This window comes from Rhodoferax sp. ZS1R25, from assembly GCF_056521335.1.
Genome location: NZ_JBWMAZ010000001.1, coordinates 1,170,761 through 1,188,515 on the forward strand (window position 1 = coordinate 1,170,761; position 17,755 = coordinate 1,188,515).

The following is a 17,755-nucleotide window of genomic DNA, read 5'->3' on the forward strand; positions in this document are numbered from 1 at the left end:
ATGAAGAGCATATTGAACAAATTGGCTTCACTGCTGCTGGCAGCAGGTGCATGGGCTGGCACTGCAGCATTCACCCTGGCGCATGCCGTGAATGATTTGCCTGGTGGGCCGGCTGTGAACCAGCTGAACCTGGCGCCCGCGGTTACCAACATCGCTCGCGAGCAGCAATGGCTGCACTGGTTCATGCTCATCATGTGCTCGGTCATCTTCGTGGCCGTGTTTTCGGTGATGTTCTATTCCATCTGGAAGCACCGCAAGTCGCAAGGCTACAAGGCGGCCACGTTCCATGAGTCGGTGACCGTTGAAATCATCTGGACCATCGTCCCCTTCGTCATCGTGATCCTGATGGCCCTGCCCGCCACCAAGGTGGTGGTTGCCATGAAAGACACCACCAACGCCGACCTGACCATCAAGGCCACCGGCATGCAGTGGAAATGGGGCTATGACTACCTCAAGGGCGAAGGCGAAGGTATTGGCTTTGTCTCCACCCTGGACAGCGACCAGCGCGCCATGTCCGATGCAGGCGGCCCCAAAAAGGGCGAGTCGGTTGACAACTACCTGCTGAAGGTGGATTTCCCGCTGGTTGTGCCCGTGGACAAGAAAGTCCGCATCATCACCACCGCCAACGACGTGATCCACGCCTTCATGGTGCCGGCCTTCGGTATCAAGCAGGATGCGATTCCCGGCTTCGTGCGCGACACCTGGTTCCGTGCTGAAAAAGTGGGTGACTACTACGGCCAGTGCGCCGAGCTGTGCGGCAAAGAACACGCCTACATGCCCATCCACGTGAAGGTGCTGTCGGCAGAAGACTACTCGGCCTGGGTGGCTGTGGAGCAGAAGAAGCTGGCAGCCAAGGCTGATGACCCCACCAAGGTCTGGACACTGGACGACATCACCAAGCGCGGCGAAAAAGTCTACGCACAAAACTGCGCAGCCTGCCACCAGGCCAACGGCAAGGGCGCTGGCCCGGTCAAACCCCTGGACGGTGCTGCCGTGGTGCTCGATGCTGACAAGAGCAAGCAAATCGCGGTTTTGCTGCATGGCCAAAACAACGGTGCCATGCCTTCCTGGAAGGCTTTGAGCGACACCGATATCGCTGCGGTCATCAGCTACACCAAGAACAACTGGTCCAACAAGACGGGTCAACTGGTGCAGCCAGCCGACGTGTTGGCATTGCGCAAGTAATGTTCCCCAGACTGAACGAAGAGAATTGAGAAGGACAGCAGAATGAGCGCCGTACTAGACCATCACGACCACGCCCATGACGACCACCACCACGCCCCCACGGGCTGGCAGCGCTGGGTGTTTGCGACCAACCACAAAGACATCGGTACCCTGTACCTGCTGTTCAGCTTCACGATGCTGATCATCGGCGGCATTTTGGCCCTGCTGATCCGCGCCGAGCTGTTCCAGCCCGGTCTGCAATTGGTGAATCCCGAGCTCTTCAATTCGCTGACCACCATGCACGGTCTGATCATGGTGTTCGGCGCGATCATGCCGGGCTTCGTGGGCTTTGCAAACTGGATGATCCCGCTGCAAATCGGCGCATCCGACATGGCCTTTGCGCGCATGAACAACTTCAGCTTCTGGCTGATGATTCCCGCGGCGCTGATGCTGGTGGGCTCGTTCTTCATGCCCGGTGGCGCACCCGCTGCCGGCTGGACGCTGTACGCACCGCTGACCCTGCAGATGGGCCCCTCCATGGACGCCGGCATTTTTGCCATGCACATCCTGGGTGCTTCTTCCATCATGGGTTCGATCAACATCATCGTGACCATCCTGAACATGCGCGCTCCCGGCATGACGCTGATGAAGATGCCCATGTTCGCCTGGACCTGGCTCATCACTGCCTACTTGCTGATCGCCGTGATGCCCGTGCTGGCTGGCGCGATCACCATGACGCTGACGGACCGCCACTTTGGCACCAGCTTCTTCAACCCCGCTGGCGGCGGCGACCCGGTGATGTACCAACACATCTTCTGGTTCTTCGGCCACCCCGAGGTGTACATCATGATCTTGCCGGCCTTCGGCATCGTGAGCCAGATCGTTCCTGCCTTTGCCCGCAAGAAGCTGTTCGGCTACGCCTCCATGGTGTACGCGACGTCTTCCATCGCCATCCTGTCCTTCATCGTGTGGGCCCACCACATGTTCACCACCGGCATGCCGGTGACAGGCCAGCTGTTCTTCATGTACGCCACGATGTTGATTGCTGTGCCGACCGCCGTGAAGATCTTCAACTGGATCGCCACCATGTGGCAAGGCTCCATGACGTTTGAAACCCCCATGCTGTTCGCTGTGGGCTTTATCTTCGTGTTCACCATGGGTGGCTTCACCGGTCTGATCCTGGCGATGGCGCCCATCGACATCCAACTGCAGGACACTTACTACGTGGTGGCCCACTTCCACTATGTGCTGGTGGCCGGTTCGCTGTACGCCATGTTCGCTGGCTTCTACTACTGGTCGCCCAAGTGGACCGGTGTGATGTACAACGAAACCCGCGGCAAGATCCACTTCTGGTGGTCGCTGATCGCGTTCAACGTGACGTTCTTCCCCATGCACTTCTTGGGTCTGGCCGGCATGCCCCGTCGCTACGCCGACTACCCCATGCAGTTCGCCGACTTCAACGCCGTCGCATCGGTGGGCGCATTCGCCTTCGGTCTGGCACAGGTTTACTTCTTCCTGTTCGTAGTGCTGCCCATCATGTTGGGTAAGGGCGAAAAAGCTGCCCAGAAGCCTTGGGAAGCTGCTGAAGGTCTGGAATGGGAAGTGCCATCGCCCGCACCGTTCCACACCTTTGAGAACCCGCCCAAGCTGGACGCTACCGCCACCAAGGTGATCGGATAAGCCATGGCAACGCCTGAGCAAAAGAAAGCCAATGTGCGCCTGGGCCTGATTCTGGCCTCGGTGGCAGCGGTGTTCTTCATTGGCTTCATGGCCAAGATGATTGTGCTGAGCCGATAAACCATGGGTCTGAAGCGCGAAAACTCCCGGATGGTGGGCAAGCTGGCGGTGATCACCGTTGGCATGTTCGCCTTCGGTTACGCGCTGGTGCCGATTTACAAGAGTATTTGTGAAATGACCGGCATCAACATCCTTGCCTTGGGCGAGCAGGTGGTGTCGGGGCAAAAGGCCAATGTGGTGAATACGCAGGTGGATACCTCGCGCACCATCACGGTGGAGTTCGATGCGAACTCGCGTGGCCCCTGGGATTTCAAGCCCGCGCAGCGCTCGGTGCAGGTGCACCCCGGTGAAATCACCACGGTGATGTACGAGTTTCAGAATATTCAGAACCGCCGCATGTCGGCCCAGGCTATTCCCAGCTATGCGCCGCTGCAAGCCTCTGCACACTTCAACAAGCTGGAGTGCTTCTGCTTCAACCAGTACACGCTGGAACCCGGTGAGAAGAAGGCCTGGCCCGTGGTGTTTGTGATTGACCCGAAGTTGTCCAAGGACGTGAGCACCATCACGCTGTCGTACACCTTTTTCGAAGTGGGTGGTAAAACGCCCGCGGCGCCCGTGGCCAGTGTGAAGGTGCCGGTGCTGGAAAGCGCAGGTTCGTGATGGCGCCGAAGGTGCCCGCCAAGGCCTCGTTTCTTCACAGTGTGAAGCTGGTGGCATGGTCTTTTTTGGGTATTCGCAGCAACAAGGGCTACCGCGATGACCTGGCCAAGGTCAACCCCATGCACGTGGTGGTGGTGGGCATCGTTGGCGCCTTGCTGCTGGTCGTGATTTTGATCAGTTTGGCGAAATGGGCGGTGGCCTCCTGAGTGAGGTCCCACCCGATTTCAGAGATTTGGATTAGAGAAGGAATGGAGCAAAAATGAGTTCTACAACACATGGTGGCACGCCGTACTACTTTGTACCGGGTCCTTCGCGTCACCCGGTCATGGCGGCAGCCGGACTGTTCTTTGTGATTCTGGGCGCAGGCCAATGGGTCAATGGCGCGGACTGGGGCAAGTACTCCTTGGCGCTGGGCTTGGTCTGGTGGCTGGCGGTGTTGTACCAATGGTTTAGTGAGGCGATCAGCGAAAGCGAAGGCGGTCAGTACGGTCGCAAGATCGACATCTCCTTCCGCTGGAGCATGAGCTGGTTCATCTTCTCTGAAGTGATGTTCTTCGGTGCCTTCTTCACTGCGCTGTGGTGGGCTCGCTCGCACTCGGTGCCTGCCCTTGGCAGCCTGGACAATGCGCTGCTGTGGCCTGACTTCAAGGCCGTGTGGCCCAGCCTCGCGGCCGGTGCTACCGCTTCCCCTGGCGGCATCGTCGAGTCGTTTGCCACGATGGGTCCTTGGCCCATTCCCACCATCAACACCGCGCTGCTGCTGTCTTCTGGCGTGACGCTGACGATTGCCCACCATGCGCTGATCGACGGCAACCGCAGCAAGACCATCCGCTTCATGTGGGTGACCGTGCTGCTGGGTGTGTTGTTCCTGTGCCTGCAAGGCTATGAGTACCACGAGGCCTACACCGAGCTGAACCTGAAGTTGAGCTCCGGCGTGTTCGGCTCCACTTTCTTCATGCTGACCGGCTTCCACGGTTTCCACGTGTTCGTGGGCATGTTGATGCTGTTGTTCATCACCCTGCGCCTGCAAAAGGGGCACTTCACCCCCGAAAAGCATTTCGGGTTTGAAGGCGCTGCCTGGTACTGGCACTTTGTGGACGTGGTGTGGTTGGGCTTGTACATCCTGGTGTACTGGTTTTAAGCCGCCAACGGCACAACAAAAAGGCACCGCATGCGGTGCCTTTTTTAATGGAGGTCTGCGGGGGAGGGGGCTTGCGGCTCACCGGCCCGGTGGAATACCGGTGGGGTGGATGTAGCCCAGTTGCCAGGCCACCAGAATGCAGACAAACAGCAGAATGGAAAATCCCACGCGGAACGCCAGTGCGCGGGCCATGCCGCGGGACTTGGAGGTGGCGGTTTTGCCTCCGCGCAGCATGAAGTACAGCGCTGTGGCCAGGCTGCCCAGAATGGCGACGAACGCCAAGATTACGAGGTAGGTCATGAACAGGATTATCGGATGAGTGCGCGCAGCCGTTTGCTGCTGGTGGGTCTGGCGGCCTTGCTGGGGGTGGGCGTGACCGTGTCGCTGGGCCGCTGGCAGCTGGACCGGGCCGCACAAAAGGAGGCCTTGGCGGCTTCCATCGAGCAGCAGGGCGCCTTGGCGCCACTGCCAGCCGCCGAGTTGCTGGCGGCAGCCCCAGGCCCGCAGGTGCAGGCCTTGGTGCACCGTTCGGCGGTGCTCGCCGGTACCTGGCTGCCGCAGCACACGGTATTTTTGGACAACCGGCAGATGCAGGCGCGCGTGGGTTTCTTTGCACTCACGCCGTTGCGGTTGGCGGGTTCGGACACCGTGGTCATGGTGCAGCGTGGCTGGTTGCCGCGCAACTTCGAGGACCGCACCCAACTCCCCGCGTTGTCGACCCCTGTGGGGACGGTGGAGGTCCATGGGCGCATTGCCCCCCCACCTTCCAAGCTTTACGAGCCCGGCGCGCCTGCACTGGGCGCAATCCGGCAAAATCTCGACCTGGACCAGTTCCGCACCGAGACCGGCCTGCCACTGCGCACCGATATCACGTTGCAGCAGACCGGCGCGGCCAGCGAAGGGCTGCTGCGCGACTGGCCTGCCATCAACCTGGGTGTGGACAAGCACTATGGCTACGCGGCGCAATGGTTTGCGCTGGCTTTGCTGATCGTGGTGCTGTTTGCCTGGTTTCAAATTCGACCGTATTTTCAAGTGATCAAGGATTCCCATGTCTAGCGCCAACCCCCAAGACGACCACCCACTGGGGATGACTGTGCACTCCATGCCGCTGGCCGACCAGGGGTTGACCCAGGCCGTGGTGCGCACCCGCCTGGGCCGCTGGAAGATGCTGCTGGTGATGCTGGTGTGTGCCGCGCCCGTGGTGGCCTCGTACTTCACCTACTACGTGGTGCGCCCCGAAGGACGCCGCAACTTTGGCGCCCTGGTCGAGCCCCAGCGCCCCTTGCCCGATGTGGTGGGTACGGCCCTGGACGGCAAGCCCGTGAACCTGCGCGACCTCAAGGGCCAGTGGTTGTTCATCAGCGTGGCGGGCGCGGCCTGCGATGACGCCTGCGCCCAGCGCCTGTACCTGCAGCGCCAGCTGCGTGAAACCCTGGGCAAGGAAAAAGACCGTGTGGACTGGGTCTGGCTGATCAGCGACGCAGCCCCTGTGCCCGAGGCCCTGCGACCCGCCTTGCAGGGAGCCACCGTGCTGCGCCTGCCCGCTGACGCGCTGACCCAATGGCTGCCCCCACAAGACGGTGCCCAACTGCAGGAGCACCTGTATTTGGTCGACCCCATCGGCAACCTGATGATGCGCTTCCCACCCAACCTGACGCCCGAAACCGCCCCTCAAGCCAAGCGCGACATGGACCGCCTGCTGCGCGCTGCCGCGTCGTGGGACAAAGCCGGCCGCTGAAGGCCCTCTGAGCCCCGCATGCAAGCTTCTTTGTACGATCTCTCGCCCCTGCTGCGTGTGCTGCTGGTGGGGGCCTTGCTGGCCTCGGGCCCGCTGCTGTGGGTGGTGTTGCGCCACGGCCGCGGCAGTTCTGGTCCTGCGGTGGGGCGCTTTCAGGCCCTCACCATCATCACCTTGTTCCTCACATTCGACCTGGTCCTGTTTGGCGCGTTTACCCGCCTGACCGACAGCGGCCTGGGCTGCCCGGACTGGCCGGGCTGCTACGGCAGCGCCAGCCCGCTGGGTGCGCATGCCGACATTGCCAGCGCCCAGGAGGCCATGCCTACCGGCCCGGTGACGCACAGCAAAGCCTGGATCGAGATGGTGCACCGCTACCTGGCCACGGGCGTGGGGGGCTTGATTCTGGTGCTGGCGCTGACCGCCTGGCTGGGCCGCAAGCGCCCCGCGTGGGCCACGCCCAATCCCTGGCTGCCCACGCTCACGCTGGTGTGGGTGTGCGTGCAGGGCGCGTTTGGTGCGCTCACCGTGACCATGAAGTTGTTCCCCGCCATCGTGAGCCTGCACTTGCTGGGCGCCTATGTGCTGCTGGCCTTGTTGACCTTGCAGGTGGCGCGCGGCAGTGCTGCCGTGCCCGGACGGGTGCCGCCGTGGGTGGCGCTGGCTGCCAAGGTGGCGCTGGCCATGCTGGTACTGCAGGCTGCCTCGGGCGCCTGGGTCAGCACCAACTATGCGGTGCTGGCCTGCACCGAATTTCCCCAATGCCAGAACAGCTGGTGGCCCCGCATGGACTTTGCGGGCGGCTTCACGCTGTGGCGCCCGCTGGGTCTGTCGCAAGACGGCACGCCCATCAGCTTTCAAGCGCTGACGGCCATCCACTGGGCGCACCGCCTGTTGGCGGGGGCTACGGTGCTGGTGTTGGGTGGTTTGGCCTTGCGGCTGCGCGGCGTGCCCCCGCTGCAGCGCCCCGCGCGCTGGCTGGGTTGTTTGCTGCTGTTGCAGCTCGCCACGGGTTTGAGCAATGTGGTGCTGGGCTGGCCGCTGCTGGCCGCCGTGATGCACACCGGGGGCGCTGGTGCCCTGCTGGTCACGCTGGTGTGGATACGCACCCGGGCGGCCACGCCCTCTTCAACTGGAATTTCTGAATGACTGCCAACGTTTCTCCCACTGCCCCGTCGGTGCTGCGCCAGTTCCATGCGCTGACCAAACCTCGGGTGATTCAGCTCATCGTGTTCTGCGCGTTGATCGGCATGGTGCTGGCCGTGCCCGGCGTGCCCACCTTCCCGCAAATCGGCCTGGCGGCTGTGGCCTGCCTGGGCATCTACCTGGTGGCCGGTGCGGCCGCGGCCTTCAACTGCATTGTGGAAAAAGGCATTGACGCGAAGATGAAGCGCACCGCCTGGCGGCCCACGGCGCGCGGTGAGCTGAGCGACACGCAGACCCTGATCTTCTCGGCCGCGCTGTGCATTGCGGGCTCGGTGCTGCTGTACGTCTGGGTTAATCCGTTGACCATGTGGCTGACCTTTGCGACCTTTGTGGGCTACGCCGTGGTCTACACAGTGATCCTCAAGCCGCTGACGCCGCAGAACATCGTGATCGGCGGTGCCTCGGGCGCCATGCCGCCGGTGCTGGGTTGGGCTGCTATGACGGGTGATGTGGGCCCCGAGGCGCTCATCCTGTTCCTCATCATCTTTCTGTGGACACCGCCGCACTTCTGGGCGCTGGCGCTGTACCGGGTGGAGGACTACCGCAAGTCCGGCCTGCCCATGCTGCCTGTGACCCACGGCAGCGAGTTCACGCGCCTGCAAATTCTGCTCTACACCTTCATGCTGCTGGCGGCCTGCCTGCTGCCGTTTGTGTACGGCATGAGCTCGTGGCTGTACCTGGTGGTGGCCGTGGTGTTGAGCCTGGGCTTTTGCTGGTACGCGGTGCGCTTGCTGCGCAGCTATTCGGACGAACTGTCGCGCGCCACCTTCCGCTTCTCCCTGATCCACCTCAGCGTGCTGTTTGCCGCGCTGCTGCTGGACCATTACTTGTTGTGAGCCTCTGATGAACAAACGAAGTGCTATTAAATTTGTAGCTGCCAGCGCAATGCTTGTGGGGGCTGCAAGCCTTTTTTCTGCCTGTTCCGAGCAAAAGCCCGTGTTCGCGTCCATTGACGTGACGGGCGCCACCTACGCGCAGGACTTTGCGCTGACGGACCATAACGGCCAGCTGCGCCACCTGGCGGACTTCAAGGGCAAGGTGGTGGTCATGTTTTTCGGCTACACCCAATGCCCCGATGTGTGCCCCACCTCCATGGCCGAGCTGGCCGAGGTGAAGCAGCTGCTGGGCAAGGACGGCGAGCGGCTGCAGGGCCTGTTTGTCACCGTAGACCCGGCGCGCGACACGCCGGAGGTGCTCAAGGGCTACATGGGCAACTTCGACCCCACTTTTTTGGCCCTCACCACCACGCCCGACAAGCTGGCCGAGCTGGCGAAGGACTACAAGGTCTACTACAAGCGCGTGGACGGCAAGACCCCCACCAGCTACACCATGGACCACTCCGCGGGCAGCTATGTGTACGACACCCAGGGCCGCCTGCGCCTGTTCACGCGCTACGGCAGCGGCGCCAAGGTGCTGGCGGCGGACATCGCCCAGCTGTTCAAGCAGACATCCTGAATGCGCAGTACCGTACTTTGTAGGACTAGACCGACCTCAGCAAGCGGCCCCCACTGATATCGGTAGTAACCCGAATTCGAGACCATAGAGGCATTCATCCACACAGGGAGAGCCTCATGCAACCTACCTACCGCTATTTCGGCGACATACAGCAAAACCAGCTATTGGCTGCCTTGCCCCAGGCCGACTCTGACCGTTGGCGCGCTCAGCTGGAGCCGGTGGAGCTGACCTTGAACCAGGTGCTCTGCGCCGCAGGCAGCACGCCCGAATATGTGTACTTTCCGACCACTGCGATTGCCTCCCTGGTGTACCTGACGCAGGAGGGCGCCTCCGCCGAAGTGGCGGTGGTGGGCAACGATGGCGTGGTGGGGGTGTCCCTGCTGCTAGGTGGGGGCTCGGCGCCCAGCGAGGCCGTGGTGCAAAGCGCGGGCAGGGCGCTGCGCCTGAGCGCCGTCTTTTTCAAAAGCGAAGTAGAGCGCTCCGGCGCCATTGCTAAGCTCATGCTGCGCTACGCCCAGGCGGTGCTAGGGCAGGTAGCGCAAACGGCGGTCTGCAACCGCTACCACTCGATTGACCAGCAACTTTGCCGCCGCCTGCTGCTGGGGCTGGACCGGTCGGATTCCGACGAGATGAACATGACCCACGAGCTGGCCGCCAACCTGCTGGGCGTGCGCCGCGAAGGTATCACCATCGCGGCCCACAAACTGCAGGAAGCCGGGCTGATTCGCTACCACCGCGGCCACATCGTCGTGCTGGACCGCAATCGCCTGGAAAAGCAGACCTGCGAGTGCTATGCCTCGGCCAAAAAAGAATACCGCCGCTTGCTGCCCATGCCCCTGGCGGCATAAACACGGAAATAGCGGACCGCCCGGCGATGAAGCAAGCGTCTGTCGGCGTAAGTTCAATCGATCGTGATCTTTTGGCTGGTGATGATGCCACCCAGCAAGGCCGTGTCGGCCTTCACGCGGTTGCTCAGGCCTTCGGCCGACGTGCCCAGCACCGTCCAGCCTTGTTGGAACAGCTTTTGCCGCATCTCGGGTGAGCGGGCAATCTCGCTGAACAGGCTGGCCAGCCGTACCGCCTCGCGCTTGGGCAGGTGGTGGGGGGCAGCCACAGCATTCCAGATCTCCAGATTGAAGTCTTTCACCCCCGCCTCCGACAGGCTGGGAATCTCTGGCGCCAGCGGACTGCGCACACTGGCGGTCACACCAATGGCCTTGAGCTTGCCGGCCTTGATCTGCGCATTGGCCAGCGCGGGCGGTAGCAGGCTGAGCTGTAGGTCACCCGCAATCAGGGCCGTAGCCACCTGCGGGTAGCCCGCGTAGGGCACATGCAGGGGTGCCATCTTCGTCTTGGTCTTGAGCAGTTCCATGCCCAGGTGGCCCACGGTGCCCACGCCGGGTGTGCCGTAGTTCCACTTGTCCCCCGACTTGCGTGCCGCCGCCAGAAACTCGGCAGCATTGCTGCCAGGCGCATTCAAGGGCGCCACCAGCACCAAGGGTGAGACACCAATCAGGCTGATGGGCTGCAGGTCTTTGAGCGGGTCGTAGGGCAGCTTGGGGTTCAGCAGCTTGGCAATCGTCATGTTGCCGTTGATCATCAGGCCGATGGTGTGGTCGTCCGTGGCCTTGGCCACGTAGTCGGCCGCGATGTTGCCAGCCGCCCCCACCTTGTTTTCCACAATCACAGGCTGGCCCAGTGCCCTCGAGAGGGGGTCGGCAAAGGCGCGGGCGGTCAGGTCCGGCGACGAGCCGCCCGGGAAGCCCACGATGATGCGCAGCGGCCGGTTTGGCCATGGTGCAGTGGTTTCAGTGTCTTTTTGGGCGATAGCCCCCGTGGATATTGCGCAGGCAGCTACAAAAAGTGTAGCAATCTTGGCGGCGTTGCGTCGCATGAAAAAAGTCTCCAGTCGGAAAAATGCCCCCTGTGGCCGAAGCCGGCAGGGGGCATTGTGTACCAAGCGCGTGACACGAAGTGTCGCCGCGGTGTGCTCAGGCGTATTCGGCCAGGGCAGTCTTCATTTTCTTCATGGCTGCCACCTCGATCTGGCGAATGCGCTCAGCGCTCACGCCGTATTCGGCGGCCAGGTCGTGCAGCGTCATGCCGCCCGAGTTGTCGTCATTCACCTTGAGCCAGCGCTCTTCCACAATACGGCGGCTGCGCTCGTCCAGGCTGTTCAGCGCGGTGGCAATGCCATCGGTTGCCAGCACGTCGCGCTGACGTGCCTCGATCATGGCCACAGGCTCGTGGTTGGTGTCGGTCAGGTAAGCGATGGGGCCAAACGCGTCTTCGCCGTCGTCGGAGGGCGAGGGGTCCAACAGCACATCGCCGCCCGACAGCCGGGTTTCCATCTCAATGACTTCTTCCGGCTTCACGTTGAGCTCACGCGCCATGGCGTTGATCTGCTCAGGGTTCATCGTGTCGCGGTGCGTGCCCAGGTCGGCGGCTGCATCGTCGCTCTTGAAGCGTTGCTTCATGGAGCGCAGGTTGAAGAATAGCTTGCGCTGAGCCTTGGTGGTCGCCACCTTGACCATGCGCCAGTTCTTCAGGATGTACTCGTGGATCTCGGCCTTGATCCAGTGCAGCGCGTAGCTCACCAGGCGCACGCCCTGGTCAGGGTCAAAGCGCTTGACGGCTTTCATCAGGCCCACATTGCCTTCCTGGATCAGGTCGCCGTGGGGCAGGCCGTAGCCCAGGTATTGGCGGGATACGGACACCACCAGGCGCAAGTGAGAGAGCACTAACTTACCGGCAGCCTCAAGGTCGTTGTCATTCTTGAACTTGCGGGCAAACTCCTGCTCTTCTTCCAGCGTGAGCATGGGCAGGCGGTTGGCGGCGGAAATATAGGCGTCCAAGTTCCCCAGCGGCGGCACCAGCGACCACGGATTGGCCACGGCCAGAGCGGTGTGGGGGGTAGCAAGCAAAGCGGACATTCAGAACCTCCTTGTGTTCGTATCACAAATATTAGCACTCTCTATGAGTGAGTGCTAATTGCTTAGTTCAATGTCCTGGATAGAAAAAGGATGTTGGCGCCTGTGGTTTGTGTAGCGGGGCAGTTGAACAGCTTTGAGGCTGCCGCGAGTTGTCGCAAATTCAGTGAAGCAATTTCATCGCCGAGTGTGGAACCACACTCGGCCCTTTAATCAAAAGAAGTCTTCGATCTCCCGTTCCAGCAATCGAACCTGCTTAGTTTGTGTGGGACGCAAGGAGCTAGTTGCGGATTGTTTTTCTGCAAAGAATGCGTTTGAAGTTGTGACAGAGCGCAGCACAAATGCCTCGAATGCATCCGCGGGCAATGGTTTGTTGACCAAGTAGCCCTGTATCTCGATGCATCCATTTTCGCGCAGGAAGGCCAACTGCTCGGCTGTCTCCACGCCCTCTGCAATGGTGTGAATACCCAAATTCCCGGCCATCTGGATGATTGCTTTGACGATGGCCCGGTCCTCTGCATCGGTATCGATATCCCGCACAAAGGATTGATCGATCTTCAGTTTGCAAACTTTGAACTTTTTCAGATAACTCAATGAAGAGTAGCCCGTGCCGAAATCGTCAATAGACATGCGTATGCCTCGTTGGTGCAAATCATTCATGAGCGCAATAGCGCTTTGTGGGTCGTGCATGGCAACGCTCTCAGTCAGCTCCAACTCCAGGCAATCTGGCCGAAAATCCTCTTCTGAGAGTATCTTTGTGACCAAGTTTTGCATGTCGTGGTGGCGAAACTGAACCGCGGAAAGATTCACCGCGATAACCATGGTCGGGAGGCCTTTGACGCGCCAGATGTTGGCGTGGCGTACGGCTTGCCGTAGCACCCACTCCCCAATAGGTACTATCAGCCCACTTTCTTCCGCAGCGGGGATGAATTCGGCAGGTGATACATTGCCCAACTCGGGATGTTTCCAACGCAATAGTGCTTCGGCCCCAACAACGCAACCGGTTGCCAGTGAGACTTGTGCCTGATAGTGCAGAGACAACTGGTCATGATCCAAGGCATGGCGTAGTGCGTTCACTATCTTTAAGTTGCGTGCGGCGCGTGCCTGCATCTCCGTCGTAAAGAAACAATAGTCCTGGCGGCCATTCTTTTTGGCCCGGTACATGGCCGTGTCGGCTCTTTTGCACAGTGTAGAGACATCCTCGCCATCGCCAGGAAACATAGAAATTCCGATGGAGCCGGTGATGTTGAGCTCGCAATGTTCAATCAAAAACGGTGCGGAGATGACGTTCAGCAGGTGCTGAGCCACCTTGGAGGCGGCCGAAGCGTCTAGTCCGCGCAACAGAAACACAAATTCGTCCCCGCCAAAGCGTGAAACCGTGTCCTCCCGGCGAAGAGCCAAGCGTAGTCGACTGGCCACCTCTATCAGCAATGCGTCGCCAGCGCAGTGGCCGAGTGAGTCATTAATGTCCTTGAAGTGGTCCAGGTCCAGAAACATGACTGTTAGTGGAACTGGCTGACGACGTACCAAGGAAATAGCTTGGCTCGCTTGGGCCTCCCACTCTGTGCGATTGGGGAGCCCCGTCAGCGCATCGAAGCGACCGAGATACTGAATCCGCTCCTGAGCCTGTCTATGGAGCTCTTTTTGATCCAAAACCGTAACGGCATAGTCAATGTCAAGGGCCATCTCCTGCAATAAAGCGCAGGCCTCCTTATCGAAGGCGTTGGGTGCCTCTGCATACATGGTCATAACCATTGCGCTGCCCTTGGTGCGTTGAAGCGGCAATGCTGCCCCCGCTCCCCAGCCAAACTTGGCACCTCTCGTATGCCATGGTGCCGTGGTAGGGTCATGTTGAAAGTCTTGGCACCATACGGGGCGATTCTCCCGAAATGCCGTGCCGGTAGGACCGTGCGATGACGGGTCATTGGCCTCTACAGATATATGGAGGCCTTGCAAGTACTCCATGCCCGCGCCATATGCTGCAACGGGCTCCAACTGGTGATCGTCATGGTTGAGTGCGCCGATCCATGCCATTTTCATTCCGCCATGGCATACGACCAATTCACAGACTTTGCCGAATAATTCCATTTCGTTGCTGCAGCGCACAATTGCCTGGTTGCACTGGCTCAGTGCCGCGTAGAGTTGTGTCAAGCGTTGGCTTCGACTCTCGGCGTCCTTGCGCTGCGCATCAATGGTGCTGAGCTTGATTTGAGCCTGAGACAGGCCAGCCATGATGCTGTGCCTGCCCCGGGGGGGGACCGCAATTGCACCGGAGAAATCCCCTCGGCCCAAGCGGACGATGTGGCGATTCAACTCTTGCACCGAACCGCCAAGTTTGGAGTGCAATTCGCGCCATTGGATCCAGAATTGTGCGCATACCAAAACCACTCCCATCATCGTACACAGCACTACCCAAAGTGAAATATTGACCATGATGTCACTCCAATGCAGAACTCCCCATCGAATAGGTTGATGTAGTATGGCATTTATATTGATTTAAATAAAATTTAAATCAATCAGTGTTTTCACCTAGTCTTCACTGATCCGTGATTGATCGATGGGTCTGATCTCAAAAGTGTGCAACTTGGAGATATGATGTATCGCAGTGCCTTTCGCAGATTGATTGAATTAATTGCTCGACTTTAAGCTGAAACATTTGCGCCATACCATCGCCAGCTTTCCATGACCAACTCATCGCCCATCACCATTCCTGACATTGCGCGTCGCGCTGGGGTTGGCACGGCCACGGTTGATCGCGTGTTGAACGGCCGCCCAGGAGTGAACGCCGAGACCACAAAGAAAGTGATGCAAGCTGTCGCTGACCTTGGCACACCCGCGGTCGTCCGCGGTCGTCCACGCAAGCAGCAAAATCTGCGGTTTGCCTACGTGTTGCCGGATGGCCATGCCAAGTTCGTCGATATGGTGGAGCGCCGAATCGCGCAACAGGCGGGGGAGTTTCGCCACCAAAATATCACCGAAGTCACGTACTGCTTCAATGCGGAAGATCCGGAGAGCTTTGCGCAGGAGTTGATGCAGGTTGAAGACTGCGAAGGCATCGCCATACTGGCCCCCGACCTGCCGGCCGTGAAGCAGGCGATCAACGAAAAGGTGAGAGCGGGTGTCCATGTGGTCACCCTGTTGTCGGATGTCGCGGGATCCATGCGCGAGGTCTATGTGGGGCCCGATAACCGGGCGGCTGGCCGCACGGCCGGTTTGTTGCTGGCGCGTATGGCGGGCGCGCCGGCCAAGAATACCTTGTTGTTGTTGTCGCATGCCACACGGCTCAGTTCCGAAATCGACCGGCGCATTGGTTTTTCTCAAATCATTGAGGAGGACTTCCCCCATCTACACATCATGCGCACGCCGGATCTGCCGCTGGATGATAACGGGACATGCGAAGTTCTGATGCAGTTTCTGCAGTCGGAAATGGATGTTGCGAGCCTGGCGGGCATCTATGGCAGTGGCGGAGCAGGCACCTCCGGTGTCGTGCGCGCCCTGAAAGAGCTGGGCTTGGAGCGCAAACAGGGCGTCATCGTCCACGACTTAACGGACATCCATCAGACCTTGCTAAGCCGCGGTGACGTGGCATATGTGCTGGACCAAGACAACCAATACTGCATTTCTACCGCCGCCCGAGTTTTGCGTGGACTGTGCGAAAACGTGCGCGGTGCGCTCCAGGTGGTCAAGCCGCGTATCGAAATACTGACGGCCGAAAACTACCATTGAGTGCGCGTGCTTCACGTGCACAACGCCACTCCCCTCCCCCTAGCCCTACCAGGCATCCCAACAACTGCGCCGTAACGCGGGTGGATGCGCGCGCCGCTGCAATCGGTGGCCTCCGCGCTCTATCGCAGGGGGTAAAGCTGCCTAGGGAATACCCTGATTGAATATTGTTTGGTGCTGATTAGTATTTCAAACTGTAAACCGCATCAATAAATCAATCATAAACATCAGAAATTCTGTCAAACCAATCGAAAGCATGGCGAAATCGATTGGGCGTGTGGGGGGGGGCAGAGTAGGCGTGCCTTGTCTGGGGCGGTTTTTGAGTTCCATGACCCGTTGGAGACAAAAGCATGAAACATTTGAGCATCAAGATGTCCACACAGTTGTTCATCGCTTTTTTTGTTGTGGCCGGCATCGGCGTCTGCATCGCGTTGGCGGGTACCTTCATCACCAATGCTCTGGCGCGGCAAATACGCGCGATGGCCGATGGACCTATGGTCAAGGTCGAGCAGTACACCCAGCTCGCCAACAACCTGCATGCTATGGGCCAGCACTCCCGGAACTTCGTCATCAGTTGGGACACCGGGCTGCGCACCGATGCAAAACAGAAGATCCTGGAAGCTAGGGCCGCTAACCAACAAATCCTGGCCGAGCTCGACAAGACGGTGGAAGAGCCCCAGGCGCGGGAGTGGCTTGGCGCCATTGTCAACAACTTGGGCCCCTACAACCAAAACGTCGACAAAGTTTTGCAAATGGCCATGGATGGCGGAATCCAGGGCGCGGGACAGCTGCTGGTTGGGGATGTAGCGAAGCTGCAAAACACTATTTTCAAAGCAGTCGAGGATTCCCGCGCATTGCAGCGGCAACTCGTCGTCGAACTCGGTAACAACGCAACGGCCGAGTCCGAGCGGACCAGCACGTTTCTTATCGTACTGGCGGCGGTTGCCGCGCTGATCGGTGCCCTGGCGGGCTGGTTGATGGCACGCAGCCTGAAGCGCTTGATTGCGCAGATTCTCCGTATTTCGCGCTCCATTGCAGCGGGGGATCTCACGGAAAGCATTGATGGCACGGGCCACACCGAGGCCGCCATGATGCTCAGTGCCCTGAGTGAGATGCAAAGCAGCTTGGTTCAGGTGGTCTCCAACGTGCGCACGGCTTCGGAAGGTGTCGCCGCTGCCAGCGGAGAAATCGCGCAGGGTAACCGGGACTTGAGCGCACGCACCGAACAGCAAGCCAGCGCCTTGGAAGAAACCGCGGCGTCTATGGAAGAACTGAGCTCCACCGTCAAACAAAACGCGGAAAGCGCAAGCCACGCGAATCAACTGGCCTTGAATGCCTCTTCGGTTGCGACGACCGGTGGAGAAGTCGTTGCCCAAGTGGTGGACACGATGAAGGGCATCAACGAGTCGTCGCGCAAGATCGCCGAGATCATCAGCGTCATCGATGGCATTGCCTTCCAAACCAATATCTTGGCACTGAATGCAGCGGTCGAGGCTGCACGGGCGGGTGACCAAGGCCGTGGCTTTGCCGTCGTCGCCAGCGAAGTGCGCTCCCTGGCGGGTCGCTCCGCCCAGGCCGCCAAGGAAATAAAAGGGCTGATCGACACCAGCGTACAGCGGGTCGCACGCGGCACCACGCTCGTCGACCAAGCCGGCGCAACGATGACCGAACTTGTGCACTCGATCCAGCGTGTCACCAACATCATGGTTGAGATCAGCACGGCAAGCAATGAGCAGGCGTCGGGCGTCTACCAGGTCGGCGAAGCCGTTTCCCAAATGGACACCACAACGCAGCAAAACGCCGCCTTGGTGGAGCAAATGGCCGCAGCAGCCACCAACCTCAGCAGCTTGGCGGGGCAGCAGGTTCAAGCCGTCGCCGCATTCAAATTGCCCGGCCAGCACTCCGTTTTTGAAAGAGCGCCGATGGCCAGGCCGCACCTGGCGATCATGCCCGCAGCGGAGCTGGTGTCCACCTTTAACTAGGTGTTTGTACTGATTGATTTAT

The 17,755-nt window shown here is 60.0% G+C and carries 18 protein-coding genes; 14 read left to right on the forward strand and 4 right to left on the reverse strand.

The features are described 5' to 3' along the window. Genes coxB through AC097R_RS05590 form a run of 6 tightly spaced genes read left to right on the forward strand, consistent with a single transcriptional unit; the run spans position 1 to position 4,702 of the window. A complete protein-coding gene (gene coxB, locus AC097R_RS05565) occupies positions 1 to 1,185 on the forward strand; it encodes a cytochrome c oxidase subunit II (protein ID WP_479596602.1) in 1,185 nt (394 codons plus the stop codon). A gap of 42 nt (positions 1,186 to 1,227) precedes the next feature. Beyond that, positions 1,228 to 2,844 carry a cytochrome c oxidase subunit I gene (ctaD, locus tag AC097R_RS05570; RefSeq protein WP_479596603.1) on the forward strand — a complete coding sequence of 539 codons (1,617 nt, stop codon included), beginning with the start codon at positions 1,228 to 1,230 and terminating at the stop codon, positions 2,842 to 2,844. A 3-nt stretch (positions 2,845 to 2,847) separates the two neighbouring features. Next, on the forward strand, positions 2,848 to 2,961 hold the full coding sequence (locus AC097R_RS05575; protein ID WP_479596604.1) for a cytochrome oxidase small assembly protein: 114 nt from the start codon (positions 2,848 to 2,850) through the stop codon (positions 2,959 to 2,961). 3 nt (positions 2,962 to 2,964) lie between these two features. Then, complete coding sequence (locus tag AC097R_RS05580; protein WP_479596605.1) at positions 2,965 to 3,561, forward strand: cytochrome c oxidase assembly protein; 597 nt, start codon at positions 2,965 to 2,967, stop codon at positions 3,559 to 3,561. Next, a complete protein-coding gene (locus AC097R_RS05585) occupies positions 3,561 to 3,767 on the forward strand; it encodes a DUF2970 domain-containing protein (protein WP_479596606.1) in 207 nt (68 codons plus the stop codon). Before AC097R_RS05580 ends, AC097R_RS05585 begins: the two co-directional genes overlap by 1 nt. Positions 3,768 to 3,820: 53 nt before the next feature. Beyond that, positions 3,821 to 4,702, forward strand: a complete 882-nt coding sequence (locus AC097R_RS05590) for a cytochrome c oxidase subunit 3 (RefSeq protein ID WP_479596607.1) — start codon at positions 3,821 to 3,823, stop codon at positions 4,700 to 4,702. 78 nt (positions 4,703 to 4,780) lie between these two features. Here the strand turns inward: AC097R_RS05590 and AC097R_RS05595 are convergent, their stop codons facing one another. Then, positions 4,781 to 5,002: a twin transmembrane helix small protein gene (locus AC097R_RS05595; protein ID WP_479596608.1), complete on the reverse strand. Its 222-nt coding sequence runs from the start codon at positions 5,000 to 5,002 to the stop codon at positions 4,781 to 4,783. A gap of 15 nt (positions 5,003 to 5,017) precedes the next feature. On the opposite strand from AC097R_RS05595, the gene AC097R_RS05600 reads away from it, so the two are divergent. The 6 genes from AC097R_RS05600 to AC097R_RS05625 all read left to right on the forward strand — a co-directional run bounded on the left by AC097R_RS05600 (position 5,018) and on the right by AC097R_RS05625 (position 9,946). Beyond that, entirely contained in the window at positions 5,018 to 5,758 is a 741-nt protein-coding gene (locus AC097R_RS05600; RefSeq protein WP_479596609.1) for an SURF1 family protein, read from the forward strand. Beyond that, the gene (locus tag AC097R_RS05605) at positions 5,751 to 6,440 is read left to right on the forward strand and encodes a hypothetical protein (protein ID WP_479596610.1); all 690 of its coding nucleotides are present in this window, start codon (positions 5,751 to 5,753) and stop codon (positions 6,438 to 6,440) included. The genes AC097R_RS05600 and AC097R_RS05605 overlap by 8 nt, the downstream gene beginning before the upstream one ends. Positions 6,441 to 6,458: 18 nt before the next feature. Then, positions 6,459 to 7,586 (forward strand): COX15/CtaA family protein, encoded by a 1,128-nt coding sequence (locus AC097R_RS05610; protein ID WP_479596611.1) that lies wholly within the window; start codon positions 6,459 to 6,461, stop codon positions 7,584 to 7,586. Beyond that, a complete protein-coding gene (gene cyoE, locus AC097R_RS05615; RefSeq protein ID WP_479596612.1) occupies positions 7,583 to 8,479 on the forward strand; it encodes a heme o synthase in 897 nt (298 codons plus the stop codon). Before AC097R_RS05610 ends, cyoE begins: the two co-directional genes overlap by 4 nt. Positions 8,480 to 8,486: 7 nt before the next feature. Beyond that, positions 8,487 to 9,098 carry an SCO family protein gene (locus tag AC097R_RS05620; RefSeq protein ID WP_479596613.1) on the forward strand — a complete coding sequence of 204 codons (612 nt, stop codon included), beginning with the start codon at positions 8,487 to 8,489 and terminating at the stop codon, positions 9,096 to 9,098. 116 nt (positions 9,099 to 9,214) lie between these two features. Further along, positions 9,215 to 9,946: a Crp/Fnr family transcriptional regulator gene (locus AC097R_RS05625; protein WP_479596614.1), complete on the forward strand. Its 732-nt coding sequence runs from the start codon at positions 9,215 to 9,217 to the stop codon at positions 9,944 to 9,946. Positions 9,947 to 9,999: 53 nt separating this feature from the next. Here AC097R_RS05625 and AC097R_RS05630 read toward each other — a convergent pair whose 3' ends face one another. The 3 genes from AC097R_RS05630 to AC097R_RS05640 form a co-directional block, all read right to left on the reverse strand. Then, entirely contained in the window at positions 10,000 to 10,992 is a 993-nt protein-coding gene (locus tag AC097R_RS05630; RefSeq protein WP_479596615.1) for a Bug family tripartite tricarboxylate transporter substrate binding protein, read from the reverse strand. Between the two features lie 97 nt (positions 10,993 to 11,089). After that, positions 11,090 to 12,031: an RNA polymerase sigma factor RpoH gene (rpoH, locus tag AC097R_RS05635; RefSeq protein WP_479596616.1), complete on the reverse strand. Its 942-nt coding sequence runs from the start codon at positions 12,029 to 12,031 to the stop codon at positions 11,090 to 11,092. Between the two features lie 210 nt (positions 12,032 to 12,241). Further along, entirely contained in the window at positions 12,242 to 14,461 is a 2,220-nt protein-coding gene (locus tag AC097R_RS05640; RefSeq protein ID WP_479596617.1) for a bifunctional diguanylate cyclase/phosphodiesterase, read from the reverse strand. 249 nt (positions 14,462 to 14,710) lie between these two features. Here AC097R_RS05640 and AC097R_RS05645 point away from each other — a divergent pair, with 249 nt between their 5' ends. Both AC097R_RS05645 and AC097R_RS05650 read left to right on the forward strand, forming a co-directional pair. Beyond that, entirely contained in the window at positions 14,711 to 15,754 is a 1,044-nt protein-coding gene (locus tag AC097R_RS05645) for a LacI family DNA-binding transcriptional regulator (protein ID WP_479596618.1), read from the forward strand. A 347-nt stretch (positions 15,755 to 16,101) separates the two neighbouring features. After that, positions 16,102 to 17,733 carry a methyl-accepting chemotaxis protein gene (locus AC097R_RS05650; protein ID WP_479596619.1) on the forward strand — a complete coding sequence of 544 codons (1,632 nt, stop codon included), beginning with the start codon at positions 16,102 to 16,104 and terminating at the stop codon, positions 17,731 to 17,733. The last annotated feature ends 22 nt before the right edge of the window (positions 17,734 to 17,755 follow it).